The sequence below is a fragment of the Nonomuraea sp. NPDC046570 genome, from assembly GCF_040645915.1.
GTDB lineage: Bacteria > Actinomycetota > Actinomycetes > Streptosporangiales > Streptosporangiaceae > Nonomuraea.
The window spans coordinates 306,681-332,088 of sequence record NZ_JBEYZF010000005.1; the positions used below are offsets into that span (position 1 = coordinate 306,681).

At 70.7% G+C, this 25,408-nt stretch carries 17 protein-coding genes; 12 read left to right on the plus strand and 5 right to left on the minus strand.

What is annotated here, in order from left to right:
- The first annotated feature begins 39 nt into the window (after window positions 1-39).
- A complete protein-coding gene (locus ABZ911_RS11575; protein WP_358054506.1) occupies window positions 40-939 on the plus strand; it encodes an ABC transporter ATP-binding protein in 900 nt (299 codons plus the stop codon).
- Here the strand turns inward: ABZ911_RS11575 and ABZ911_RS11580 are convergent.
- The 3 genes from ABZ911_RS11580 to ABZ911_RS11590 all read right to left on the minus strand — a co-directional run bounded on the left by ABZ911_RS11580 (window position 921) and on the right by ABZ911_RS11590 (window position 3,941).
- Complete coding sequence (locus ABZ911_RS11580; RefSeq protein ID WP_358054446.1) at window positions 921-2,324, minus strand: MFS transporter; 1,404 nt, start codon at window positions 2,322-2,324, stop codon at window positions 921-923. The two genes, ABZ911_RS11575 and ABZ911_RS11580, sit on opposite strands and share 19 nt — an antisense overlap.
- Window positions 2,325-2,699: 375 nt before the next feature.
- The gene (locus ABZ911_RS11585; RefSeq protein WP_358054447.1) at window positions 2,700-3,293 is read right to left on the minus strand and encodes a TetR/AcrR family transcriptional regulator; all 594 of its coding nucleotides are present in this window, start codon (window positions 3,291-3,293) and stop codon (window positions 2,700-2,702) included.
- A gap of 9 nt (window positions 3,294-3,302) precedes the next feature.
- A complete protein-coding gene (locus ABZ911_RS11590) occupies window positions 3,303-3,941 on the minus strand; it encodes a biliverdin-producing heme oxygenase (protein WP_358054448.1) in 639 nt (212 codons plus the stop codon).
- A gap of 784 nt (window positions 3,942-4,725) precedes the next feature.
- Between ABZ911_RS11590 and ABZ911_RS11595 the strand changes: the two genes are divergently transcribed.
- The 11 genes from ABZ911_RS11595 to ABZ911_RS11645 all read left to right on the plus strand — a co-directional run bounded on the left by ABZ911_RS11595 (window position 4,726) and on the right by ABZ911_RS11645 (window position 21,861).
- Window positions 4,726-10,395 (plus strand): hypothetical protein, encoded by a 5,670-nt coding sequence (locus ABZ911_RS11595; protein WP_358054449.1) that lies wholly within the window; start codon window positions 4,726-4,728, stop codon window positions 10,393-10,395.
- Window positions 10,396-10,497: 102 nt separating this feature from the next.
- A complete protein-coding gene (lon, locus tag ABZ911_RS11600; RefSeq protein ID WP_358054450.1) occupies window positions 10,498-12,855 on the plus strand; it encodes an endopeptidase La in 2,358 nt (785 codons plus the stop codon).
- Between the two features lie 169 nt (window positions 12,856-13,024).
- Window positions 13,025-13,822, plus strand: a complete 798-nt coding sequence (locus ABZ911_RS11605; protein ID WP_358054451.1) for an SAM-dependent methyltransferase — start codon at window positions 13,025-13,027, stop codon at window positions 13,820-13,822.
- A 76-nt stretch (window positions 13,823-13,898) separates the two neighbouring features.
- Window positions 13,899-15,026, plus strand: a complete 1,128-nt coding sequence (locus ABZ911_RS11610; RefSeq protein ID WP_358054452.1) for a Fic family protein — start codon at window positions 13,899-13,901, stop codon at window positions 15,024-15,026.
- 68 nt (window positions 15,027-15,094) lie between these two features.
- Entirely contained in the window at window positions 15,095-16,381 is a 1,287-nt protein-coding gene (locus ABZ911_RS11615) for an MFS transporter (RefSeq protein ID WP_358054453.1), read from the plus strand.
- A 318-nt stretch (window positions 16,382-16,699) separates the two neighbouring features.
- Window positions 16,700-17,650, plus strand: coding sequence for an ATP-binding cassette domain-containing protein (locus ABZ911_RS11620; RefSeq protein WP_358054454.1), 951 nt, complete (start codon window positions 16,700-16,702; stop codon window positions 17,648-17,650).
- Window positions 17,647-18,303: a methionine ABC transporter permease gene (locus ABZ911_RS11625; RefSeq protein WP_358054455.1), complete on the plus strand. Its 657-nt coding sequence runs from the start codon at window positions 17,647-17,649 to the stop codon at window positions 18,301-18,303. The genes ABZ911_RS11620 and ABZ911_RS11625 overlap by 4 nt, the downstream gene beginning before the upstream one ends.
- Window positions 18,304-18,357: 54 nt before the next feature.
- A complete protein-coding gene (locus tag ABZ911_RS11630; RefSeq protein ID WP_358054456.1) occupies window positions 18,358-19,161 on the plus strand; it encodes a MetQ/NlpA family ABC transporter substrate-binding protein in 804 nt (267 codons plus the stop codon).
- Window positions 19,162-19,293: 132 nt separating this feature from the next.
- The gene (locus ABZ911_RS11635; RefSeq protein ID WP_358054457.1) at window positions 19,294-19,884 is read left to right on the plus strand and encodes a hypothetical protein; all 591 of its coding nucleotides are present in this window, start codon (window positions 19,294-19,296) and stop codon (window positions 19,882-19,884) included.
- Window positions 19,885-20,002: 118 nt separating this feature from the next.
- Window positions 20,003-20,215, plus strand: coding sequence for a hypothetical protein (locus ABZ911_RS11640; protein ID WP_358054458.1), 213 nt, complete (start codon window positions 20,003-20,005; stop codon window positions 20,213-20,215).
- Between the two features lie 107 nt (window positions 20,216-20,322).
- Entirely contained in the window at window positions 20,323-21,861 is a 1,539-nt protein-coding gene (locus ABZ911_RS11645) for an AMP-binding protein (RefSeq protein WP_358054459.1), read from the plus strand.
- 42 nt (window positions 21,862-21,903) lie between these two features.
- Here the strand turns inward: ABZ911_RS11645 and ligA are convergent, their stop codons facing one another.
- Window positions 21,904-23,973, minus strand: a complete 2,070-nt coding sequence (gene ligA / locus ABZ911_RS11650; protein ID WP_358054460.1) for an NAD-dependent DNA ligase LigA — start codon at window positions 23,971-23,973, stop codon at window positions 21,904-21,906.
- 60 nt (window positions 23,974-24,033) lie between these two features.
- Window positions 24,034-25,374, minus strand: a complete 1,341-nt coding sequence (locus ABZ911_RS11655) for a hypothetical protein (protein ID WP_358054461.1) — start codon at window positions 25,372-25,374, stop codon at window positions 24,034-24,036.
- Between the last annotated feature and the right edge of the window lie 34 nt (window positions 25,375-25,408).

Consider the following 25,408-nt stretch of genomic DNA (forward strand, 5'->3'; position numbering starts at 1 on the left):
TCGGGGAACGACGTGCTGCTGTCGGTGCGGGATCTGCGGATGACGTTTCCCGGGCGGCGGGGGAACGGGGTGCGGGCCGTCGACGGGGTCTCCTTCGACCTGCGCGCGGGCGAGACGCTCGGCCTGGTCGGCGAGTCGGGCTGCGGCAAGTCCACCACCGGCCGGATGATCGTGCGCCTGCTGGAGCCCACCGGCGGCACCGTCTCCTTCGACGGCCACGACCTCACCCACCTCGGCGCCCGCGAGATGCTCCCGTTCCGCCGCGACCTGCAGATGATCTTCCAGGACCCGTTCGCGTCGCTGAACCCGCGCCAGACCGTCCAGCAGATCGTCTCGGGACCCCGGCGCCTGCTCGACCGGCAGGGCGTGGTGGACCTGCTGCGGCAGGTGGGCCTCGACCCCGCGCACATCGACCGCTACCCGCACGAGTTCTCCGGCGGCCAGGCGCAGCGCATCGGCATCGCCCGCGCGCTGGCCTCCGGCCCGCGCCTGGTGGTGTGCGACGAGCCGGTGTCCGCCCTGGACGTCTCCATCCAGGCGCAGATCGTCAACCTGCTCGCCGACCTGCAGGCCGAACTCGGCCCGGCCTACCTGTTCATCGCGCACGACCTGTCGGTGGTCCGGCACATGTGCGAGCGGATCGCGGTGATGTACCTGGGGCGGATCGTGGAGGTCGGGCCGCGCGAGTCGATCTACGCCGATCCCGCCCACCCCTACACCAGGGCGCTGCTGTCGGCCGTGCCGCTGCCCGACCCGGACCTGGAGGCCGAGCGGGAGCGGATCGTGCTGCTCGGCGACCCGCCCAGCCCGGCCGCGCCGCCGCCCGGCTGCTCGTTCAACCCGCGCTGCCACAAGGCGCGCGACCTGTGCCGGGCCGAGGCGCCGCCGCTGACCGTGGTGCGCGGGCGGGAGGTCGCCTGTCACTTCCCCGAGGGCTGAGGCTCGGGGGCCAGGACGTTGGTCCTGATGGTGAGGAAGGTGATCAGCGCCGAGACGGCCATCATCGCGGCGCTGATCAGCATCGCGTAGCGGAAGCCCGCGTCGAACAGGTGCGGCTTCTTGAAGGCGTCGCCGACCAGGCCGACCAGGGGCGGGACGGCGGCCACCGCGAGCAGGCTGCCGGTGCGGGCGACGGCGTTGTTGACACCGCTGGCCGTACCGGCGTAGCGCTCGTCGGCGGTGGCCAGCACGGTCGCGGTCAGCGGTGCGACCGCCGCCGACAGGCCCAGGCCGAACACCGTCACCGCGGGGAGCACCTGCAGCCAGTACGAGGCGCCTTCGCCGATGGTGGCCATCAGGAGGAATCCGGCGCCCGCGATCAGGATGCCGACGGTCATCGGCAGGCGCGGGCCGTACCGCTTGGCGACCTCGCCCGCGCGGGCGGACAGCAGCAGCATCAGGATCGTCGTGGGTAGCAGCGACGCCCCCGCGGCGATCGGCGAGAAGCCCGAGACGACCTGCAGTTGCACCACGAGCAGGAAGAAGACCACGCCCATCGCGGCGTACATGATCAGGGTGACCACGTTCACCGCGGTGAACACGTGGTTGCGGAACAGGCCCAGCGGCACCAGCGCGTCCGGCGACCTGCGCTTCTGCACCGCGACGAAGGCCACGCCCAGCACCAGGCCGGTCACCAGCGGCACGGCGGCGCCCTTCTGGATCAGGCCGTAGGTGATGCCGGCCAGGGACAGCGCGGCCAGCACCGAGCCGAGCACGTCGAAGCGGCCCGTGGCCTGCTCGTCCCTGCTCTCGGGGACGTGCCGCAGGGTCACGAACACGACGAGGGCCGCGAACGGCAGGTTGATCAGGAACGCCCAGCGCCAGCCCGCCGTCTGCACCAGCCAGCCGCCGAGCAGCGGGCCGATCGCGCTGGCCACGCCGCCGAGGCCGGACCAGGCGCCCACCGCCCTCGGCCGTTCGGCCCTGACGAAGGACGCCTGGATGATCGCCAGCGAGCCGGGGGTGAGCAGCGCGCCGCCGACGCCCTGCAGGGCGCGTGCCAGGACGAGCAGTTCGATGTTGGGGGCCAGGCCGCACAGGGCGGAGGCGAGCGCGAACCAGACGGTGCCGATGAGGAAGACGCGGCGCCTGCCGTACCTGTCGCCGAGGGAGCCGCCGAGCAGGATCAGGCCGGCCAGGGTGAGGGTGTAGGCGTTGATCGTCCACTGCAGGCCGGACATGTCGGCGCCGAGGTCCTCGCCGAGGGCGGGGAGGGCGACGTTGACGATCGTGCTGTCGAGCATCGCGAGGCCGGAGCCGAGCACGGTCGCGGCCAGGATCCATCGGCCGCGCGCTGACTTGAGCTCTACAAGCACGTTTTCCATGGATCAATCCTGCTTTATGGCGAAATTTCGGGGTATCTGGGGGAGGGTCATCCTGGGTCTCGTGGCTCGCCGTACCGGGAGCAGATCATGACCGCGGTGACGGACGCGAGGGCCGGTAGCGGCGCGACGTGCGGCCACAGGTGCAGCATCGGGGCGGTGACGGCCGCTTCGGCCGCCCATCGCCAGCGCGGCGACCGAGACCAGCGGCAGCCTGGGCCCGCTCGCCGCCCACCCGCCGACAAGCCGATCAACACGACCAGTCATATCACGAACACCTGAAGTGATGATCTATCCTTCTTGTCGCCGATGTCCCGTACACCGGGAGACTCCTTCTTCCATGGCTGCGTGTCTTCGAGCTGGAGGAAGGTGGCGAGTTCAGGCGCCCAGGGCCCGCAGTACGAATCCGGCCACCCGCTCCTCGGCCGCCTCGACCGTGACCGTCCCGCTGATCAGCGGCACCCGCTCGGCGCCGATCACCGCGAGGATCATGCGCGCGGTCGCCGCCACGTCGGAGACCTGGAAGTCGCCCGAGTCCGCGCCGCTCACCAGGATGTCGGCGAGGATGCGCTGCATCGGCGCCACGTGCTCGGCGAGCTGCTGGTAGGCGGCCGGGCCGAGGGTGGCGCTGAGGTCGGCGGCCCCGGGGTGCGGGTGCGCCAGCAGGCCCGCGAGCTGCAGCCGGACGAAGGCGCGCAGCCGGTCGGCGGGCGAGGCGCCGGTGGGCAGCTCGCGCTCGTAGCTCTCGATGAAGTAGCTGGTCACCCGCTCGGTGAAGGCCAGCAGGAGGGCGGCCTTGTCGGGGTAGTAGTTGTACAGGACCGTCCGGGTGATGGCGGCCTCGTGGGCGACGTCCGTCATGGAGATCGCGTCGATGCCCTGCGCGCGCGACAGCCGCGAGACCGCCTGCAGGATGCGGTCGCGCGTCTGCGCGCGGTGCTCGCCGATCGTCGCGGCGGAGATTCTGGGCATCCGTCTATGTTAGGCGGCCGCCCTCACCGTGTGCAGCAGCTCGGTCAGGACTTCGGTGTTGAGCTGGTAGGCGAGCTTGACCTCGCGGATGACGCGCTGCTGCGCCGCCTCGTCCAGGTCGAGGGCGTCCAGGCGGGCGCGGTACTCGTTCTTGAAGCGGGGCAGGCTGCCGACCTCGTCGAAGAAGTAGAAGTCGACGCCGCCGCCCTTCTGGTAGCCGTAGATCTTCTGCAGCTCCATCCGGATGAACTGGCCGCCCGACAGGTCGCCCATGTAGCGCGTGTAGTGGTGCGCGATGTAGCCGCCCGGCCAGTCGGCCACCTGCTCGATGCGCGCCATCAGCGTCCGGGTGGACTTGGAGGGGGAGACGCGCTCCCGCCAGCCGGAGCCGTAGATCGTCTCCAGGTCGCGGACCAGCGCCTCCTCGCGGTACAGCTCGGGGAAGACGAAGCCGCCCGACACAGGGTCGCCGGCCAGGCGCTTGGCCGCGCCATCGAGCGCCAGGTAGCAGAAGTAGTGCTGGGCGACCATCTCGCCGTACTCCTCGGCGCTCAGTCGCCCGCTCATCAGTTCCTTGAGGTAGCTCTCGCCTTCGGCGGACTCGTGGTCGCTCCAGGTCGCGGCTCGCAAGGTCTCCGAGAAAGTCACAGCACGCTCCGAAATTTAATGACAAGATGTCACGAAGAGCGTACCCCAGTTCTCGACACTCTGTCATTAAACCTTTTCCCGTCATCAGGCGAGAGCCCGGCGCTGCCGCGACGGTCAGCCGCGGGAGACCTCCGCCGTTCTGCCGAGGGCGATGAGGGTGAGGTTGCGCAGGGACGGCGGCCCGGCCGAGGTCATCGATCAAGCTCAGAAGCCGCCGAACCGGCGCACATCGCACCTGAGAGTGCCCCGTGCTCCCTCTCAGGCGCCACCCGAGCGGGCTCCGGGAATGGCCGGTCAGCGCCACGCTAGTCCCAATGGGCTATGGACACCTCACTGTGCGTTGCCTTAGCTTTCCGGTGACTCGGGGCTCACTCTTGAACCGCGCATGCAGGGCATGGGGGAATGGTGACCGAGGCCGGTCTCAGCGGCTCCGCGACGGTCGTGCGCGAATCCGGACGCCGAACTCTCCGGCAAGGGCTGGAACGTTCCGCCCCCCGGTCATACCGGTCTTACCCGAGGGGAAGGCTGATCCCGATGTCCCGGACGCGCCCCCCGCCCCTGTGGCAGCATCGGACCAGCCCACAGGGCTGACCCGAGATCCGCACCCCGGCCGTTCCTCCGCAGGCTCTCGCGCGGTGAGCGCGCCACAGGCGAGGCGCGGGTGGAGCACCGGTGCCTCCTGGAACGGTACGACCACGGCGGCGAGCCGCCGTCCGGCCGTGCCCTCGTCCGAGGGCCTCGCGGAGGCTGCCGATGAAGCGAACGTCGAAGACCCGGGAGGGCCATGAAGAACCCGGCGGAGCCCGCACCCCTCTACGCCGTCCGGCCGCTGCCGCTCGGCTACCGGCCCGCCGACGAGGCGGGCGCGTCGGCCGCGATCGAGGACCTGGCCCGGGCCATGAACGACCTCCCCGACCTGTGGACGAAGATCATGGCGGACGTCTCCCCGGACGACCTGCTGAGCCTGCTGACCTCCCTGGACAGGGCGGACAGGGCCAAGGTGCTCCGCTGCCTCGGCATGAAGGACATGGCTCGCTGCGGGCCGTCGCTCGGCACTCAGGTCCTCGCCCGCCTGCGCCGGGCGAGACGGCCCGAGGCGGTCGCCGCGGCCGGGATGCTCGGCCTGCCGGTCATCGAGATGCTGCTGACCCGCACGTCGGACGAGGCCGTGGTGGACGAGGCGGCCGAAGCCCGATGGCCGGCGTCGCTGCGCCGGATGGCCCTGTGGTCGGCGATGGGGGCGAGCGCGTTCGACGCCCGCGTGCTGCTGGCCGTGGCCGACCGCGGCTGGTGGATGCCCACCGGCCTGCCCATGCGGGCCGGCGACCCCGTGAAGGCTGCCGCCCAGGCCGTCGTCGCCGTGACGGGCGACCTGTCCTTCGCCCAGCCCCCGCCCGAACCGGCCGTTCAGCAGACCGGCGTGCCCGGCACGGGGGAGAGGCTGCCCGAGGAGGCGCGGCGGCTTCGCGAAGATCTGGCCGCCGCGCTCGCCGCCGCGCGGGACGCGGTGGGGCGGGCGGACACGGCCGTCCGCCGGGGCGCGGCGCCGCAGACGGCGGACCTCGACTCCCTGCGCGGGCTGGCACGGCTGCTCGGCCAGGCCGGGGAGTGGCTCGCGGACCAGGGCGCCGAACTGCGGGAACCGACCGTCCCGGCCGCCACGGAGGCGATCAACCGGGTCGAAGACGGCTGGGCCGAAGCGGCCTGGCGGCAGCGGCTCGCGGATCTGACGCGCCTCACCGGCCCGGTCAGCGACCTGGACAGGCTCGCCGCGACCGTCCGGACGCTGCTCGCGGAGCCGGTCTGGGACGACGACCGGCGGCGGACGGCGAGCGGCCTGCTGGCCGTCGGCGAGCTCGCGGACCTGGCCGGCGCGCCCGGCGGCTCGGCCGCGGCCCCGCTCCACCTGGTGGACGAGTGCTTCAGCCGGGCCGAGGCCCTCCCGCAGGACCTGCGCAGGATCACGGCCATGGCGTACGCCGGACACCTGCACCGCGTCCCGGCGGCGGCCCCGGAGGTCGCGGAGGAGCCGCCCCCCGAGGTCGTGGAGGCGGAACCGCCCGCGGAGACCTCCCCGACGGAGAACGGCGTCGCGGCGCTCATCGCGCGGGGGCGCTTCGGCCTGGCCCACGCCGTGGCCACGGCGGACGGCTGGGCCCCGCCGAGACTCTGGGCCCTGCGCGTGGCGGCCCTGGCCCAGCAGGTCCGCCCGGAACGCGGCCCCTGTACGGCCAGGCTCCGCACCGAGATCGACGGCGGCGACCTGCACCTTGAGCCGCTCACCCTGCTGCTGGCCGTCCCCGCCCTGCTCCGGGCCGCGTTGATCACCGGTGAGCCCGCCGCCGGGGCGCTGCTCGTCGCCGCCTCGACCCACGTCGAGCCGCATCTGGGCAGGACCGCGCGGGAGGTCGGCGACCGCGCCCTGCGCCAGGTGCTGCTCGCCGCCCCGCTGGTCGGCGTGCTCGCCGACGTCGGCGACCTGGAACGCCGGGTCGCCGAGGCGAGCGGTGAGGCCCGATCCAGGCTGCGCCCGCGCCGGGTGCGGTTCCAGCGCGCCGCCGGCATCGCCAAGCGCTGGCTGGACCCGGCCGGTCTGCTCGGCAAGCTCCTCACCGCCGCGGCCGACGACGACCGGACCGCGATGACCATGGTCGCCAAGGAGGCGCGCAGGCTCGCCCAGCCGGACGCGGTGAACCGGGAGATCGACGACCTCGACCGCATGTCCAAGCCGGTCGAGGGCCCCAGCAGGCAGGATCTGCTCGGGCTGGCCGCCGACACGATCTCGGTGGTCACCGAGTGGCTGGACGCCGTCGCCGCGCTCGACCGGCGGCAGGCCGCCGGGCAGACCTGGGCCATGGAGGAGATCGCCGCGCTGCGGGCCACCCTCGCCGAGCAGCGCGCGGGAGTGCTGGCCGGCCTGGCCGACCAGGCCCGGCACGCGGACCCGCTCGTGGCGTCCGCCGCCACGGCGGGTACGGCGACGATGTCGGAGATCTTCGCGCTGATGGAGGGCGACATCCGCCTGTCGCCGGGCGAGGCGCCGGCCGAGCAGGCGCTCACCGCGGAACTGCTCAAGGTGCCCGGGGTGCGCGTTGACTCCGGGCGCATCCTCGCCGGCGCGTCGGCCGGGGCGCTGCTCGACGCCGCCGCCATCGGCTGGGAGGAGGCGCTGGCCAGGCAGACGGCCGCGGAGAACTATCCCGCCGCCGGGTACCTGATCGACCTCGCCAGGGCGGGACGGCTGCCCGCGACCGGCGGCGACCCCGCCCCGCTGACCGGGGACGAGCCCGCCGAGCGGCTGACGGCGGCCGAGGACCGCAGCCGGTCGGAGCTGACGGCCACCGGCGCCGGCCTCCTGTCCGACCTGCGGCGGGCCCGCGCCCGCGACGAACTCTCCGACGAACAGGAGAGCGAACTCGCGGATGCCCTCCGGGTCGCCGACCCCGCCCAGCGCACGGATCTGTTCCGGGTACGGCACGAGCTGGAAGCGGTGGCCGCCGGCCTGTCCCGGCACCGCGAGGAGGCCGCGAACCGGCTCCGCGAACGCCTGACCGCCCTGACCACCCAGCAGGACCTCCCCGCCGACGACGTCCGGCGCGTCCGGCGGCTGATCGACGCCTGCGAGCTGGCCACGGCCGAGGAACACCTCTACCTGCTGGAGATCGGCGAGCACATGCCGGCCGACGTCCACCAGCCCGACGTCGAACGGTTCTTCCCACACGCCCCCGAGGCGCTGCCCGACGGCTTCACCGGCCGGTTCCTCGCGACCGTCAGGAACGGCGAACGGCACGCCGGGCTCGACATCCTGGACTACTCGGCGCTGTCCGCCGACGCCCGCTCCATCGCCGCCGAGGCCCTGGAGCTCTGGTACCGGCTGGGCCGTACCCGGCCCGAGGATCGGGCGAACATCAGCCAGAAGGACCTCCTGCCGGTGATGCGGCTGCTCGGCATCGAGGCGCAGCGCGCCGAACGACGCGGTGAGCTGCGCCGGGACAAGGCCCGCTGGCTCATCGAGCTGACCGGCGTCACCGTGACGGGCCAGCCCCTGGTCCCGGCGTTCGGCACCAAGCTGGGCCTGCGCGAGCCGAGGGGCGGGCGGCTGCGGGTGCTGCTCGTCTGGGACCGGCCCGCCGCCGAGCTGCTGATGGGCTGGGTCGACCAGGACAACTCCGGCGACAGCATCCTGGTCGCCCACTTCGGCACGATGCCTCCCGCGGTACGGCGCAGGCTGGCCGCCCGCGCCGTCGACACCGGCGCGCCGGTCGCCGTCATCGACGACGCGCTGATCGCCTACGCCGTCGCCAACGGCTCGGGGCGGCTGGAGACGACCATGGCGCTCGCCCTGCCGTTCTCCGCGGTCAACCCGTACGTGCGCCACAAGCGCATGCTGGTGTCGCCGGAGATGTTCTACGGGCGGGACAAGGAGCGCAGGAGCATCCTCGACCCGGACGGCACCCAGGTCATCTTCGGCGGCCGCGGGCTGGGCAAGTCGGCGCTGCTGCGGGAGAGCAGGGACCGGTTCCAGCGGGAGCCGGGACGGGTGGCGGTCCATCTGGAGCTGAACATCACCGCCGAGGCCGGAGTGCTGGGCGCGGGCGCCGTCTGGGACCGGCTGCGCCAGGCGCTCACCACCGCCGGAGTCCTCCCGCCGCCGCGCAAGGGCGGCACCAGGGACGCCTTCAAGGCGGTTCGCGGCGGCGTCCTCGACTGGCTGCGCCACGACTCGCGCCGCAGACTGCTGATCCTGCTCGACGAGTGCGACGTGTTCTTCGAGTCCGACGCGCCGGGCTTCCACGAGACCAACAGGCTCAAGGAGCTCGGCCTGGAGTCGAACGGGCGGGCCAAGGTGGTCTTCGCCGGGCTGCACTCGGTGCAGCGCTTCACCAAGCTCAACGGCAACGGCCCGTTCCGCCACCTCGGCCAGTCCACCGCGATCGGGCCGCTGAACGCGCGGCACGCCTTCGACCTCATCACCCGGCCGCTCGGCGCCCTCGGGTTCGTGTTCGACGATCCCGAGCTGGTCTCCCGCGTCCTGAACTACTGCTCCTACCAGCCCTACCTGCTGCAGATGTTCGGACATCGGCTGGTGGAGACGATGCACGCGCGGCGGGTCAAGGGGCAGGACGGCCCGCCGTACACGGTCACCGAGGCGGATGTCGGGGCCGTGGAGGCGGACGCCGAGTTGCGCCGCGACATCACCAGCGCGTTCCGGGACACGCTGAACCTCGACCCGCGCTACAGCGTGATCGCCAACGTCCTCGCCCACCACGCCTACGAGGGCGACCTGGAGACCCGGCTGTCGGACGCCCAGCTCGCCGAGGAGTGCCGGACCTACTGGCCGGACGGCTTCGCCGCCCTCGACCCGGAGGGCTTCCGTTCCTACCTGGCGGAACTTGCCGGGCTCGGGGTGCTGCGGCCGAACCACGACGGGGTGGGCTGGCGGCTGCGCAACTCCAACGCGCTCAGCATGATCGGCACGCGGGACGAGGTGGTCGCCGAACTCGTCCGCGCCGAGTCGGAGCGGGTCCCGCCCGAGGTCATCGCCCGGCAGATCCGGCGCACGCTCAAGGACGAGCGGACGCGGTGGCCGCTGACCATCGCCCAGGTGAACGACGTGCTCGGCGACCACGTCAACCAGGTACGGCTGGTGCTCGGCTCGCCCGCGACCGGGATCGACGACGTGGCGGCGACGCTGCGCGAGGTGATCGGCGATCTCGGCGACCGGTGCCGGCACCTGTCCCCGGGCGCCCGCAGGGACTTCGTCGACGCGCTGACCGGCGGCGAACCGGGACAGCGGCGGGTGGTGATCTCCGACCTCGCCTTCCTGGGGACCAAGCCCGACGGCTGCTGGGAGCACCTGCGCGGCGCGGTCGAGCTGCGCCCGGCCCGCGGCGGCGTCACCCGCTCCGTGGTCCTGATCGCGAGCCCGGCCACGCTGCCCTTCTGGCTGCGGGTCTTCGGCGAGGAGGTGCCCGAGCTCGGCGTGGTGACGCTGCGCCGCTACGACCGGCGCACGCTGGAGGTGTGGAGCCTGGAATCCGGCGGGTTCGGGACGGAGGAGGGGCGGGAGCGGCTGCTCCGGGTCACCTCCGGCTGGCCGTACCTGGTGGAGCGGGCGCTGGAGCTGGCGGCCGGGCTCGACGGCGAGGACGAGGCCCTGGACCGGGTCGAGGAGTGGCTGTCCGGGGCGGAAGGGCGGGCCGAGCTGGTCCGGATGGCCGGGGTCGCCGAGGACCGGACGATCGCGGCGGTCTACGGGCAGGTGCGCGGGCTGATGGATCCCGGGGGCATGCCCAGGCCCGATCTCGCGGCCGCCGCCTCCCTCGCGGGAGCGGCGTCGCCCCGGGCGGCGATCGACTGCCTGATGGCCCTGGGCGTCTTCGACTCCGACCAGGACGGCAAGTACCGCCTCGAACCGCTGCTGGAGCACGCCTGGCCGCACCGGAAGCGCTGACATTACATAATTACGATCGCCGTGAGCGAACACAGGCAGCTTCGGGAACATCTGGCGACTCTCTTAAGTTGAGCCCACATAACTCAACCCGTTGGAGTTCGCATGAGTGAGAGCTTGATCCTCCCGGTTCTTCCGCTCGACGACGAGGTCGTGCTGCCGGGCATGGTGGTTCCGTTGGACCTGTCCGACTCCGAGGTGCGCGCCGCCATCGACGCCGCGCAGTCGTCCGGCCTCAACAAGCCGAGCGTGCTGCTCGTTCCCCGCATCGACGGGCGCTACGGAGCCGTGGGCGTTCAGGCCGTCGTGGAGCAGGTCGGCAGGCTGCCCGGTGGCGAGCCCGCCGCCGTCGTGCGCGGGGTGAGCAGGGTGCGGGTGGGCACGGGGACGACGGGTCCCGGTGCCGCCCTGTGGGTCGAGGCCACCGCACTCGACCCGGTCGAGGTGGGCGAGCGCGCCCAGGACCTGGCCCGGGAGTACAAGGCGCTGGCGACGACCATCCTGCAGAAGCGTGGCGCCTGGCAGGTCGTCGACCAGGTCAACCAGATCGACGACCCCTCCGTCCTCGCCGACAGCTCCGGCTACACCCCGTGGCTGAGCACGGCGCAGAAGGTCGAACTGCTGGAGAACCCCGACCCGGCCGAGCGGCTGGCCCGCCTGGTCGAGTGGTCGCGCGAGCACCTCGCCGAGCTGGACGTGGCCGAGACGATCCGCAAGGACGTCCAGGAGGGCATGGAGAAGCAGCAGCGCGAGTTCCTGCTGCGCCAGCAGCTCGCCGCGGTACGCAAGGAGCTCAAGGAGCTCAACGGCGACGCCGAGACCGAGGAGGAGGACTACCGCGTCCGCGTCGAGGGCGCCGACCTGCCCGAGAAGGTGCGCGAAGCCGCCCTCAAGGAGGTCGACAAGCTGGAGCGGACCTCCGACCAGTCCCCGGAGACCGGCTGGATCCGCACCTGGCTGGACACGATCCTCGACGTCCCGTGGAACACCAGGACCGAGGACGTCTACGACATCGCGGGCGCCCGCGAGGTGCTCGACGCCGACCACACCGGCCTCGACGACGTCAAGGACCGCATCATCGAGCACCTGGCCGTGCGCAAGCGCCGCCAGGAGAAGGGGCTCGGCGTGGTGGGCGGCCGCCGCAGCGGCGCCGTCCTGGCCCTGGCCGGGCCTCCCGGCGTCGGCAAGACCTCGCTGGGCGAGTCCGTGGCGCGCGCGATGGGCCGCAAGTTCGTCCGCGTCGCGCTCGGCGGCGTCCGCGACGAGGCGGAGATCCGCGGCCACCGGCGCACCTACGTCGGCGCGCTGCCCGGACGCGTCGTCCGCGCGATCCGCGAGTCCGGCTCGATGAACCCGGTCGTGCTGCTCGACGAGATCGACAAGGTGGGCGCCGACTACCGCGGCGACCCGACCGCCGCGCTGCTGGAGGTCCTCGACCCCGCGCAGAACCACACCTTCCGCGACCACTACCTGGAGGTGGAGCTCGACCTGAGCGACGTGCTCTTCCTGGCCACCGCCAACGTGCTGGAGGCCATCCCGGGGCCGCTGCTCGACCGTATGGAGATCGTCACCCTCGACGGCTACACCGAGGACGAGAAGGTCGCCATCGCCCGCGACCACCTGCTGCCCCGCCAGCTCGACCTGGCCGGTCTCACCGCCGAGGAGGTCACGGTGGAGGAGTCGGCGCTGCGCAGGCTGGCCGCCGAGTACACCCGCGAGGCGGGCGTCCGGTCGCTGGAGCGCTCGGTCGGCCGGATCCTGCGCAAGGTGACGGCCAAGAACGAGCTGCCGGTCACGGTCGGCGAGGCCGACCTGGTCGACTACCTCGGCCGCCCGAGGTTCGTGCCCGAGTCCTCGCTGCCGGAGTCCAAGCAGCGCACCTCGGTGCCGGGCGTCGCGACGGGCCTGGCGGTCACCGGAGCGGGCGGCGACGTCCTGTACGTCGAGGCGTCCCTGGCCGACCCCGAGACCGGCGACACCGGCCTGACCCTCACCGGGCAGCTCGGCGACGTGATGAAGGAGTCGGCGCGGATCGCGCTGTCCTACCTCCGCTCGCACGGGGCCGAACTGGAGCTGCCGGTCACCGCGCTGAAGGACCGCTCGGTGCACGTGCACTTCCCTGCGGGCGCCGTACCGAAGGACGGGCCCTCGGCCGGGGTCACGCTGACGACCGCGCTGGCCTCGCTGCTGTCCGGCCGCCAGGTGCGCGGCGACGTGGCGATGACCGGGGAGATCTCGCTCACCGGCCGGGTGCTGCCGATCGGCGGCGCCAAGCAGAAGATCCTGGCGGCGCACCGGGCGGGCATCACCACGGTGCTCATCCCGGCCCGCAACGAGCCGGACCTGGACGACGTGCCCGAGGAGGTCCGCAACGAGCTGACCATCCACACGGTCAGCGACGTCCGCGAGGTCCTCGACATCGCGCTCACCCCGGCGAAGGTCGCGCAGACCACCGCAGCCTGATCCGGAGCCCCGCCGTGCGTCATCCGTACGGCGGGGCTTCGGCCTTGCATGAAAAAGTGCGGCAAAGCGCGATATATGCAGGAAATTAGGCGATCTTCTGGGTGTCGTCGCGTCTCGGAGGGGGCACGAACCTGTGCATGCAATCCCCCTCTCTCGCCGGTCGCGCCTGATGTCCGCCCCCCTCGGCGACCAGACGACCGCCAGCGCCGCCCGCATCTACAACGTCCTGCTCGGCGGCGGCGACAACCACGCGGCCGACCGTGAGGCCGCCGCCCTGCTCATGACCCACTTCCCGACCGTGCGGGACGCGGCCCGAGCCAACCGCGGATTCCTCCTGCGCGCGGTACGCGCCATGGCCGAGGCGGGGATCGACCAGTTCCTGGACCTCGGGTGCGGGCTGCCGCTCACGCCCAACACATGGGAGATCGCCCGGCGCAGGCAGCCGGAGGCGCGCATGGTGTACGTAGACAACGACGAGACCGTCGTGGCCGCCGGGCAGGCGATGATGGACAGGCCCGGCGTGATCACCGTGCACGGCGACCTGCGCGAGCCGGACAAGATCCTCGACGACCCGGCCGTGCGCGGCCTGCTCGACTTCGACCGGCCGATCGGCGTGCTCACCGTCGCCGTACTCCACTTCGTCGTCGACGACGAGCAGGCCCGCAGGGTGGTCACCACCCTGCGCGAAGCCCTCGTACCCGGCAGCAGGCTCGCGATGACCCATGTCTGCTCGGACACGATGCCGCTGGGGGAGGCCGCCGTCGGCACCGCCGTCTACAAGCGGACCAGCAATCCCGTCCGCCCGCGGAGCCGCGCCGAGATCACCGCCCTGTTCACCGGCTTCGACCTCGTCGACCCCGGCCTCGTCCCGCTCGCGGAATGGCGGGCCGAACCCGACGACATCTATCCCGAAGTGGCGCCCGAGTCCCTGGCTGGCGTCGGCGTGATCCCCACCCTGGAGCACTGACCCACTTCGACGTCGCCTATATGGACAAATCATTCAGTCGATTGACTGAATGATTCGGTCATGTTGTCATGGGGTCATGCTCTATGGCACTCCCAAGCTGGATGCGGTCGACCAGGGTGTTCTCGCCGAGATCGAGGACATGCGTAGCGATCTGAAGTTCCGGCTGGCCGAGACGCACCGGTGGGACGGGCAACTGCGGCGGCAGTTGCAGGCCAGGGCGATCCAGGGGTCCAACTCGATCGAGGGTTACCGGGCCAGCGTCGAGGACATCGAGTCGATCATGTCGGGGGAGGAGCCGCTGGAGACGCCGGCGCCGATCGCGCGCGAGATCGCGGGGTACCAGCAGGCGCTGACCTACATCAAATTGCTGTCCCGGGCGCCGGGGTTCCTGTTCGACGAAGGCATCCTCAACGCGCTGAACTTCATGATGATCGGCCACCATCTGGACAAGACGCCCGGAATCATCAGGCCTGGTGGCATCTATGTGCGCAACGCGGCGACGGGCGAGGTGGTTTACGAGGGCCCTGACGTCGAGGACGTGCCCAGCCTGCTCGGTGAACTCGTCGCTTGGCTGAACACCGGCGACCTGGACGCGCCCGGCTACGTACGCGCCGCGATGGCGCACTTCAACCTTGTCGCGATCCATCCCTGGCGCGACGGGAACGGGCGGATGTCGCGTGCGCTGCAGACGCTTGTTCTCGGCCGAGGACAGATCCTCACGCCCGAGTTCTCCTCGATCGAGGAGTGGCTCGGCACAGCCGAGAACACCGTCGACTACTACCGGGCGCTCAGAGACGTGCAGGGGGGCCGGTGGCGCCCCCACGCGGACACCCACTCGTGGGTGCGGTTCTGCCTGCGGGCCCACCACTTGCAGGCGCAGCGGGTGCGGCAGCGACTGGCCGAGGCGGGGGAGATCTGGATGCTGCTGGAGGAGCAGGTGGACGCCGACGGGCTGAACACCCGGTGCGTCTCCGCGCTCTACCAGGTCTTCGTGGCCAGGCGGCTGCGCAGGAGCACCTACCAGTCCGACGAAGGGCTCAGCCAGGGGCAGGCGGCGCGTGACCTGCGCGACCTGGCTGGCAAGGGGTGGCTGCGGCCGTACGGGGAGACCAAGGGGCGCTTCTACGCGCCGGGGCCGCGGATGGCGCGGATCAAGGCCGAGTTCGCCGAGCGGGTCACACCGCTGCGCGATCCCTACAAGTAGGCCCCTCGCCCGCGACCACTATCTCGGCAAAGAGTGAATGATCGGTCACTCTGTGTTACGTATACGTCGTGAACTCCTATCGTGACCTGGACGCCGTGCTCGCCAAGGTGCGCCGCCGGATCCTTCCCCTGGTCATCTCCTCGTACATCGTCTGTTACGTCGACCGCACCAACATCGGCATGGCGCAACTGCGGATGGGCGAGGAGATCGGGCTCGGCCCCGCCGGGTTCGGGCTGGCCGCGGGCATCTTCTTCGTCGGCTACGCGCTGTTCGAGATCCCCAGCAACCTGGTGCTGCACCGGGTGGGCGCCCGCCGCTGGATCGCCCGCATCATGATCACCTGGGGCCTGCTGTCCGCCGCGACCGCGCTGGTCACCAGCCCCGAGACGCTGTATAGCGTCCGCTTCCTGCTCGGCGTCGCCGAGGCGGGCTTCTACCCGGGAGTCATCCTCTACTTCACCTACTGGTTCCCGCAGCGCGAGCGAGCCAGGATCGTCGCGATGCTGATGGCCGGCATCCCCGTCTCCTTCCTCGTCGCCAACCCGGTCTCCGGCTGGCTCGTGGAGCACGCGAGCTGGCAGGTGATGTTCGTGGCCGAGGCGGTGCCCGCGGTCGCCCTCGGCGTGGTCGTGTGGCGGCTGCTGCCCGACGGGCCCGCGACGGCGCGCTGGCTGAGCGAGGCGGAGAAGGCGTTGCTCATCGGCGCTCTGGCCGCGGAGGCGCCCCGCGAACGCCCGGTGCGGGCCGTGCTGACCGACCCGCGCGTGCTGCTCATCGCCGTCGTCTCCAGCGGCGGCGTCTTCGGCGCGTACCTGCTCAGCCTCTTCCTCCCCCAGATGATCGCCCAGCTGTGGCCGGCGGCGGGGGAGACCGGGATCGGCTTCATCTCCACCATTCCGTACGGCTTCGCCGTACTCGCGATGATCGCCTGGGGGCGGCACTCGGACCGGACGGGCGAGCGCACCCGGCACGCGGCGGCGGCCTGTGCCGTGTCGGCGGCGGGGTTCGCGCTCGCGGCGCTGGCCGGTCAGCCGGGGCTGGTGCTGGCCGCGCTCACCGTGGCCGCGATGGGCAAGTTCGCCGCCGTCCCCGTCGTGTACACCCTGCCCACCGAGTTCCTGTCGGGCCGGGCAGCCGCGGCCGGGATCGCGCTGGTCAACGCGGTCGCGCACATCGCGGCGATCTTCGGGCCGGTGCTGACCGGGCGGCTGCGCGAGAGCACCGGCGGGTTCACGGCGCCACTGCTGGTGGCCGCCGTGTATCTCGCGCTGAGCGGCCTCATCGCCTTCGGGCTCGGCCAAGACCGCAATCGCATCCCGGACAGTGAGCCACTTCACAGGATTAATCGGGAATAGGGGGATATATACGCGTCGTTGGCACAGACGTGAACGAGGCATACGCGTACGACATGAGCGCCGGCGGCGACATCATGTGCCGCGTCATGCGTATGGGGCGAATGCCGGGCATGTTCCCGAGCTGTCGCACTCGCTGAGCCCCCGCCCCCGCCCGTTCTTCGCCAAAGGCATATCACCGTGATCCGACCCGGCTTCGTGCTGCGCCGTCTCAGCCACCTGCCCTTCCCGCCCGGCACGCGCTGACTCTTCCCCCACCTTCCGTCTGCCAACCGACCCGGCGGCCGCACCCCGCGCCCGCCCGCACTGTGGGGAAATTTCGTGATCCAGGCTTCAGGCCTGCGCAAGGTGTACGGCGAGACCGTCGCTCTCGACGGCGTCGACCTGCACGTGCGCCAGGGTGAGATCTTCGGCGTGCTCGGCCAGAGCGGCGCCGGCAAGAGCACGCTCCTGCGCTGCGTCAACGTGCTGGAGCGGCCGACCGCGGGCACCGTCACCGTGGCCGGCCAGGAGCTGACCTCGCTGACCGGCCAGGAGCTCAACCGGGCCCGCCAGCGCATCGGGATGATCCACCAGCACTTCGCCCTGCTGTCCTCGCGCACGGTCGCGGGCAATGTCGCCTTCCCCCTTGAGGTGATGGGCGTGGCCAAGCCCGAGCGCGAGCGCCGGGTGGCCGAGCTGCTCGACCTGGTCGGCCTGTCCGGCAAGGCGGGCGAGCACCCGGCCCGGCTGTCCGGCGGCCAGAAGCAGCGGGTCGGCATCGCCAGGGCGCTGGCGGGCAACCCGTCGGTGCTGCTGTCCGACGAGGCGACCTCCGCGCTCGACCCCGGCACCACCGAGTCCATCCTGGCGCTGCTCAGGCGGCTCAACCGGGAACTCGGGCTGACCATCCTGCTCATCACCCACGAGATGAACGTCGTCAAGAGCGTCTGCGACTCCGTCGCCATCATGACCGGCGGACGCATCGAGGAGTCAGGGCCGATCAGGGAACTGCTGGCCAGGCCGGGCTCGCGCCTGGCCGCCGAGCTGTTCCCGCTCCCCGTACCCGAGCCGGGTACGGTCACCGTCACCTTCACCGGCCAGGCGGACGAGCCGGTGATCTCCCACGTCGTCAGGAAGTTCGACGTCGACGTGAGCATCCTCGGCGGTGCGCTGGAGGAGGTCGCCGGGTCCTCGGTGGGCCGCCTGCGGATCGCGCTGACCGGTGACGAGTCGGGCGCCGCGCTCTCCTACCTGCGCGAGCGGGGCCTGCTGGTGGAGGTGGCGGCATGACGTGGGACGAGATGCTGCCGCTGCTGGCCGAGGCGAGCGGGCAGACCCTGCAAATGGTCCTCTGGTCCACTCTGTTCACCATCCTGTTCGGGCTGCCGCTGGGCATCGCGCTCGTCGGCACCGACCGGGACGGGCTGTTCCCCTCGCGGGCGCTGCACCAGGTGCTCGGGCTCGTCGTCAATGTGGGGCGCTCGCTGCCGTTCATCGTGCTGATGATCGCGGTCATCCCGCTGACCAGGCTCATCGTCGGCACGACCATCGGCACGATGGCCGCGGTCGTCCCGCTCACCCTGGGCGCCGTGCCGTTCCTGGCCAGGCTGGTGGAGACCGCGCTGCGCGAGGTCGGCCGCGACGTCGTGCAGGCCGCCCAGGCCATGGGCGCTAACCGGACCACCATCGTGGCCAAGGTCCTGCTGCCCGAGGCGCTTTCCGGGCTGATCGCGGGCCTCACCGTGACCGTCGTCGCGCTGATCTCCTACTCGGCGATGGCCGGCGTGATCGGCGGCGGCGGGCTCGGCGACCTGGCCATCAGGTACGGCTACCAGCGCTTCGAGACCCTCCTCATGATCGTCACCGTCGTGGTGCTGGTCGTGGTCGTCCAGCTCGTGCAGATGCTCGGCGACACGCTCGCCCGCCGGCTCTCCCGCCGCTGAGATCTCTCTTCCACTCACACAATCCCGCATTCACCCATGCAAGGAGCACGCACCGTGCGCAAGCTGTTCGGTTTTGTCACCGCCGCAGTCCTGGCCCTCGTCCTGACCGCCTGCGGCTCGTCGTCGTCGGGCGCCTCGGACACGCTCAAGGTCGGCGCGACACCCACTCCACACGCCGAGATCCTCAAGTACATCTCCACCAAGCTGGCCGAGAAGGAGGGGCTCAAGCTGGAGGTCGTCGAGTTCAGCGACTACGTGCCGCTGAATCCGCAGCTCCAGGAGGGCCAGCTCGACGCCAACTACTTCCAGCACCGGCCCTACCTTGACGAGTACAACAAGGAGAAGGGCGCCAAGCTCGCCTACGTCGAGAACGTGCACCTGGAGCCGCTCGGCCTTTACTCCGGCAAGCTCAAGGACGTCGCCGCGCTGGCCTCCGGGGCCACCGTGGCCGTGCCCAACGACCCCACCAACCTGGGCCGCGCGCTGAAGCTGCTCGCCGACAACGGCGTGATCACCCTGAAGGAGGGCGTCGGCACCGCCGCCACCGAGCGGGACGTCACCGGCAACCCGAAGAAGCTCACCTTCAAGCCGCTCGACGCCGCCCAGATCCCCCGGTCGCTCGAGGACGTCGACGCCGCGGTCATCAACGGCAACTACGCGTTGGAGGCCAACCTGAGCCCCGCCACCGACGCGCTGGTCGCCGAGAAGGCCGAGGGGAACCCGTACGCCAACGGGCTTGTCGTGGCCGAGGGCAAGGAGAACGACCCGCGCGTTCAAAAGCTGGCCAAGTTGCTGAAGAGCCCTGAGGTGAAGAAGTTCATCGAAGAGGCCTACAAGGGCGCAGTGATCGTCGCCTGAATATCATTTGGTGCAAATGATCAGGAAAAGCATCTTTCCGGCCAGGAGTATCAAGTGCATTGAAAGCGGGCGGCAATCGCGGGGGCGTACGAAGGGTGGTGTCAGAAACCCTCTTCCCGAGGAGCCCTCAAAATGCGATTCGTCACGCGAATCCTGATCGGCGCCACCGCCGCAGCGGTGCTGGCGGTCGGCGCACCCGCCGCCGCCAACGCGTCGGCGGTCACCACCGCCTCCCCCGTCGCGCCCGCCTATGAGGCGGACTGGGGTCCCTACTTCTCCGGCGACCACAAGGCCAGCGCCTCCGGCCACGTGAGCGTGGAGAAGAAGTCGTACAAGACGTGGATCTGGAAGACCTTCTACAAGAAGGTCCAGGTCTGCTGGAAGGACAAGTGGGACAAGAAGCACTGCAAGTGGGTCGTCAAGAAGTTCAAGAAGAAGGTGCCCGTGTGGAAGCACGACTACTTCTACAGCGTCGACAGCACGCTCACGAACCACCACTGGTGGGGCAAGCGTAAGTTCGTCTGCGCGTGGGAGGTCTTCAAGGTCGAGAACTTCGACGGGTCCACCTACTTCAAGTCGTTCAAGAACTGCAACAAGGGCGACGCCGACTACTCCTTCGCCGGCAAGAACGCCGAGCACATCTGGGTGAACGTGAGCCGGGGCAGCTACGCCAAGCCCAACGGTTTCTACTCCGGGTGGCAGAGCGTTTACCACGCTCCCTGATCAGTAGCGTGAGCGAGGCCGTGATCTCATCGACGAGATCACGGCCTCGCCGTGTCCGGAAGAAAGCTTGAAAACGGAATGGCGCGATATTGACCGCCCTTGAGATGGGCTGTCACTCATGCGCATTCTGATCACTCTCTTGCTGCTGATATCTCCCCAGGGCGCGGGCGCTCGTGTGGAACGGGATCCCCTTCAGGGGCAGGCCGTCTATCAGCGTCAGGTGCTTGGCGCGATGTCGCCCTTTGCCAGGAGGGGGGCCTGGGAGGTCTCGCGGTGGACCTCGCCGGAGCGGGTGATCGGGTTCGCGGCCGACGAACTGGTGCCGTCGTGAGACCTTCGAGAAGGTGTGGTTGCGCACCGGCGTCGGCACCGCGTACGTCATCCGCCCGCCGGAGCGGCCCCTTCCGGCCGGACTGCTTACCGAATAGTGTTCGGTTCATGTATCCGGGAGCCATCGCAGCCGTCACCCCCGACAAGCCCGCTGTGATCATGGCGGGCTCCGGGGAGGTCGTCACCTACCGCAGGCTGGACGAGGAGTCCAACCGCCTGGCCCACCTCTTCCGCGCCGCGGGCCTGAAACCGGGCGACCATGTCGCTTTCATGCTCGGCAACCATCCCCTGTTCCTGGTCATCGCCTGGGCGGCGCACCGCGCGGGCCTCTTCTACACCCCGGTCAGCTCCCGGCTGCAGAGCGACGAACTGGCCTACATCGTCGGCAACTGCGAGGCCCGGGTGTTCATCACCAGCGCCGACCTGGCGGACGTCGCCGTCGCCGGCACCTCCGGCGTGGAGACGCGCCTGATGATCGGCGGGACCGCCGAGGGCTTCCAGTCCTATGAGGAGGCGGTCGCCGAGCAGCCCGTCACGCCCATCGCCGACGAGTGCCAGGGCGCGGACATGCTCTACTCCTCCGGCACCACCGGACGCCCCAAAGGGGTCAAGTCGCCGCTGTCCCAGGTCGCGATGACCAAGCCCGGGGTGCTCTACAAGCTCATCGACGCCCTGTTCGCGCCGACGGGTGACAGCGTCTACCTGTCGCCGGCGCCGCTCTACCACGCCGCGCCGCTCCGGTACTGCATGACGTTCCAGCGACTCGGCGCGACCGTGGTGGTGATGGAGAAGTTCGACCCCGGGCAGTACCTGGAGTTGGTCGAACGCCACCAGGTGACGCACTCCCAGCTCGTCCCGACGATGTTCATCAAGATGCTCAAACTCCCGGAAGCCAAGCGCACGGAACACGACCTCTCCTCGCTCGTCTGCGCGATCCACGCCGCCGCGCCCTGCCCCGTGCCGGTCAAGGAGCAGATGATCGAGTGGTGGGGGCCGATCATCCACGAGTACTACGCGGGCACCGAGGGCAACGGCTTCCTGTACGTCGGCTCCAAGGACTGGCTCGCCCACAAGGGCACCGTCGGCCGCTCCCTGCTGGGCGTCGTCCACATCTGCGACGAAGAGGGCGACGAACTGCCGCCCGGCGAGCACGGCACGGTGTACTTCTCCGGCGGGCCCAGCTTCGAGTACCACGGCGACCCCGACAAGACCCGCGCCTCCCACGACCCGCAGGGGCGGGGCTGGAGCACGCTGGGCGACATTGGCTACGTCGACGAGGAGGGCTTCCTGTACCTCACCGACCGCCGCTCCTACATGATCATCTCAGGCGGGGTGAACATCTACCCGCAGGAGGCCGAGAACCTCCTGTCGGTCCACCCGAAGGTCGCCGACGTCGCGGTCCTGGGCGTACCGGACGAGGAGATGGGCGAACAGGTCAAGGCCGTCGTCCAACCCGCCGACCCCGCCGACGCGGGCCCCGCCCTGGAAGCGGAACTCATCGCCTACTGTCGCGCCCACCTGGCCCACTACAAATGCCCCAAATCCGTCGACTTCCGCGACGAACTCCCCCGCCACCCAACGGGCAAACTCTACAAACGCCTCCTCCGTGACGAATACTGGCCCTCCACACCCCCTCCTTCCGCCTAGCCCACCCGCTCCTCCCGCTCGTCCGCCACCTCGGAGAGAACGTCACAGATGGTCGGTGACCAGGTCGGCGAACTCCTCCGGGGTGAGGATGCGGATGCCCAGGTCCTCCGCCTTGGTGCGCTTCGAGCCCGCCTTCTCACCCGCGACCAGCAAGCTCGTGCGCGCCGAGACGCTGGACGACGCCTTGCCGCCGGCCCGTTCGACGAGTTCGTTCACCTGGTTGCGGGACAGGGCCTCCAGCGGGCCGCTCATCGCGCCGGTCACCACCACGGACATCCCGGCGAGCGGCAGGTCCGAGACGGCCCCGGCTTCGGCGGACTCGGTGGGAGGGATGAAGCCGGGCTCGGTCATGTTGACCCCGGCCTTGATCAGCTTGTCGATGAGCGGGCCCAGTTCGGCCAGCTCGGCCACGAGCAGCGTCGCCTTCTCCGGGCCGACACCCTCCACCGCCTGCACGCCGTCGATCCCGGCCGCCAGGATGGCGTCCATGCCGCCGAAGTGCTTGGCGATCCGCCGTGACATGGAGCGGCCGGTGCCGCGCACGCCCAGGGCGCAGAACACCCTGCTGAGCGGCCGGCTCCGGGCCTGGTCGATGGCGGCGATCAGGTTGGCGGTGCTGACGGCCCCCATCCGGTCGAGGCCGAGCACCTGGTCCTCGGTGAGAAAGAACAGGTCGGCGAAGTCGCTGATCAAGCCCGCTTCGAGGAGCTGCTGGATACGGTTCTCGCCGAGGCCCTCGATGTCGAGCTGGTCGCGGCCCACGGCGTACGAGACGGAGGCGATGGCCCGGCAGGAGCGCCCGCGCACGCAGCGCCAGCGCTCATGGCTGGTGTCGATCTCGTCGCCGCAGGTGGGGCACGCCTGCGGGAAGGCGATCGGCTGCTCCTCGCCCGTACGCAGGTGGACCACCGGTGCCTGCACGCGCGGGATGACGTCGCCCGCCTTGTAGACCGTCACCTGGTCGCCGAGCATGAGGCCGCGGCGGGTGATGTCGGCGGGATTGTGCAGGGTGGCGTAGGTGACGATGCTGCCGTCGAGCTCGACCGGTGTGAGTACGGCGCGCGGGGCGATGATGCCGGTGCGGCCGGTGTTCCATTCGACGGCCAGCAGCTTGGTGATCTTCTCGACCGCGGCCAGCTTGTAGGCGATCGCCCATCGGGGAGCCCGCGAGCTGAACCCCGCCTGCTCCTGGTCGGCCGCGAGGTCGGCCTTGATCACGATGCCGTCGATGTCGAACGGCAGCTCCGGCCGCACTGCGGCGATCTGCTCAACGCGCTCCTGCACCTGCTCCAGCGTCTCGGCGACGATCCCGGCGACCGGGGTGGCGGCGGTGGTCTGCACGCCCTGGCCGGCGACCCACGCCATGACCTCGCTGTGCGGCAACTCCCGCAGCCGCGCGGCCTGCTCGGAGGTGTCGTCGGGGTGCGGCAGCGCGCCGTAGCCGAAGAACGTCAGCTCGCACACATACGGCCGGTCCTGGGCGCGCAGCGTGCCGGCGGCGGCGCTGCGCGGGTTGGCGAACGTGGTGCCGTCGTGCGCCTGGCGCTTGGCACACGCCTCCTCGAACTGCAACGTCGTCATTTCAACTTCGCCGCGCAATTCAATGGTGACCGGCTCGGCCAGCCTGGCGGGCAGCCCCACGATGGTGCCAATCGCGTGGGAGACGTCCTCGCCTGCAGTGCCGTCGCCGCGAGTTACGAGCTGCATCAGGCGGCCGCGACGATAGCGGGCCGAGATAGCCAAGCCGTCGAGCTTGGGCTCGACGCTCCATGCCGCGACCGGGCGTCCGAGCCTGCGCTCCAACGAAGTAGCCCAGTCGGCCAGTTGCTCGGCGCCGAAGACGTTGTCCAGGCTGAGCATCGGCACGATGTGTGGCACGTCGCCGACCACGGCGCCGCCGGCGACCTTGCCCGTGGGCGAGGTGGCCAGCACTGCCTCGGGGTGGGCTTCCTCGTACGCCTGGATCCCGCGCGCGAGTCTGTCGTAGGCGTCGTCGTCGAGCGTGGAGGTGCCGTCGGCGTAGTACGCGGCGGCGGAGTCAACAGCCAGTTGGACGGCTTCGGCGTAGGCCGTGTCGTCGGCCAGGACAGCGATGGGGGGCTCCTCGGTCATGGTTCGATCATGCTTGATGGCACCGACAATTCCGTCCGGCCGTCCGAGGCCTGCGCGCGTTCAGAACGTCCGCAGCCATCGGCGGAAGCGGTCGATGGTGTGACGCGGTTGCAGCGGAGGGAGGGTGCGGCGCAGTTCCTCCTCGGTGACCGGGCGGGCGTTCAGGGTGGCCTGCCGCAGTGGCGTCTTGCCGATCCGCAGGCCGCCCAGCAGCCGCACGTTCACCTCGCCGCGCCTCATCGCGTAACCGTGCGTGTCCTCATGGCGGACGTACGTGAGGCCGACGCCATCCGGTGTGCACTCAGTGGCGCGAAAGCATACGTCTTCTCCGTCCGCGTAGGTCACGTACAACTGGATCGCGACGCTCTGCGCTCCGATGCCGGTGCGGTCCAACGGCAGGTAGATCATGCCCGCAGGGATCCCGGTCGGCTGCCCGGCGTATCCGGGAATCCTCGCCGCGTAGTAGTCGCCAGTCTGCTTCTGGCCGGCGCCCAGTTCGCGGGCGGTGGCCAGGCGCAGGTTCAGCGCCGCGGTCCGCAGCAGGTCATGGTCGACCGATGGGGTCCCCACCACCGTCACGTGCCGGCGGCCGACCGGCACCTGGTAGCCGTGCACGATCTCGTTGTTCCGGTACACCAGGCCGCCCGACTCGGCGGTGCAGGAGCCCCATGTCAGGCGGGAGTCCTGGGCGGTGGGTTGCCCGCACATCTTTTCGCCCACCATGAGCCGGTCGTACGCGGTGATCGTGATGTGCCGATCGGGCGGGATCGCGTCCGGGTTCTCGGGGAGGAAGCCGGCGTCGCCCAGCCCGCGGCCGTAGTCGCGGCCGCCGTTGGGCCGGTAGCCGGGGATGGCGACCACGTACGTGTTCTCCCTGCGTACGCCGGCGGCCGCCAGCCGTGCCTCGAACTCCTCTGGCGACTCCTGGCGCAGCACCACCACGCCGGTGCCGATCAGCACCACGCTCAGCCCCAGCGCGGTAAGGCTGAACCGCCATCCACGCAGCAACATCCCGGCCGCCAGGACGAACGGAATCCCTCCGAGAAGGGACGACAACAGCTCGCTGCGACTCACCCCGAGCCCGGCGACGTCGGTCGCCGCCCAGCCCAGCGCCCATCCGGCGGTTCCCGCGCACAGGACCATCAGCGCCCAGAGCACCCGGCCGATGACCGTCGCGCCGAGGGCCGACGCCCTGCGGGTGGCCGCGATCACCACGATCAGGTAGGCCAGGACGAGCAGTGCGCCCAGGAGGGCGACGAGGACGACCCCGCTTTCTCCACCCCCGAACGCCGCGACCGGTAGGAACCGCCACACCAGTGGCAGCGCGATCGCCCCCACTGCCCAGGTCGCACCGAGTTGGGCAGCGATGATCGCCGGCTTCGACGCCCTCAGTTCAAGCACCGCTCAAGAATGCCGTGAAAAACCGGCGCCGATC

Bases quoted from the DNA above. Each gene is read 5' to 3' on its own strand.
- ABZ911_RS11575 (WP_358054506.1), top strand. From the start codon at position 40: ATGACGTTTCCCGGGCGGCGGGGGAACGGGGTGCGGGCCGTCGACGGG.
- ABZ911_RS11580 (WP_358054446.1), bottom strand. From the start codon at position 2,324: ATGGAAAACGTGCTTGTAGAGCTCAAGTCAGCGCGCGGCCGATGGATC.
- ABZ911_RS11585 (WP_358054447.1), bottom strand. From the start codon at position 3,293: ATGCCCAGAATCTCCGCCGCGACGATCGGCGAGCACCGCGCGCAGACG.
- ABZ911_RS11595 (WP_358054449.1), top strand. From the start codon at position 4,726: ATGAAGAACCCGGCGGAGCCCGCACCCCTCTACGCCGTCCGGCCGCTG.
- lon (WP_358054450.1), top strand. From the start codon at position 10,498: ATGAGTGAGAGCTTGATCCTCCCGGTTCTTCCGCTCGACGACGAGGTC.
- ABZ911_RS11605 (WP_358054451.1), top strand. From the start codon at position 13,025: ATGTCCGCCCCCCTCGGCGACCAGACGACCGCCAGCGCCGCCCGCATC.
- ABZ911_RS11610 (WP_358054452.1), top strand. From the start codon at position 13,899: ATGCTCTATGGCACTCCCAAGCTGGATGCGGTCGACCAGGGTGTTCTC.
- ABZ911_RS11625 (WP_358054455.1), top strand. From the start codon at position 17,647: ATGACGTGGGACGAGATGCTGCCGCTGCTGGCCGAGGCGAGCGGGCAG.
- ABZ911_RS11635 (WP_358054457.1), top strand. From the start codon at position 19,294: ATGCGATTCGTCACGCGAATCCTGATCGGCGCCACCGCCGCAGCGGTG.
- ABZ911_RS11640 (WP_358054458.1), top strand. From the start codon at position 20,003: ATGCGCATTCTGATCACTCTCTTGCTGCTGATATCTCCCCAGGGCGCG.
- ABZ911_RS11645 (WP_358054459.1), top strand. From the start codon at position 20,323: ATGTATCCGGGAGCCATCGCAGCCGTCACCCCCGACAAGCCCGCTGTG.
- ligA (WP_358054460.1), bottom strand. From the start codon at position 23,973: ATGACCGAGGAGCCCCCCATCGCTGTCCTGGCCGACGACACGGCCTAC.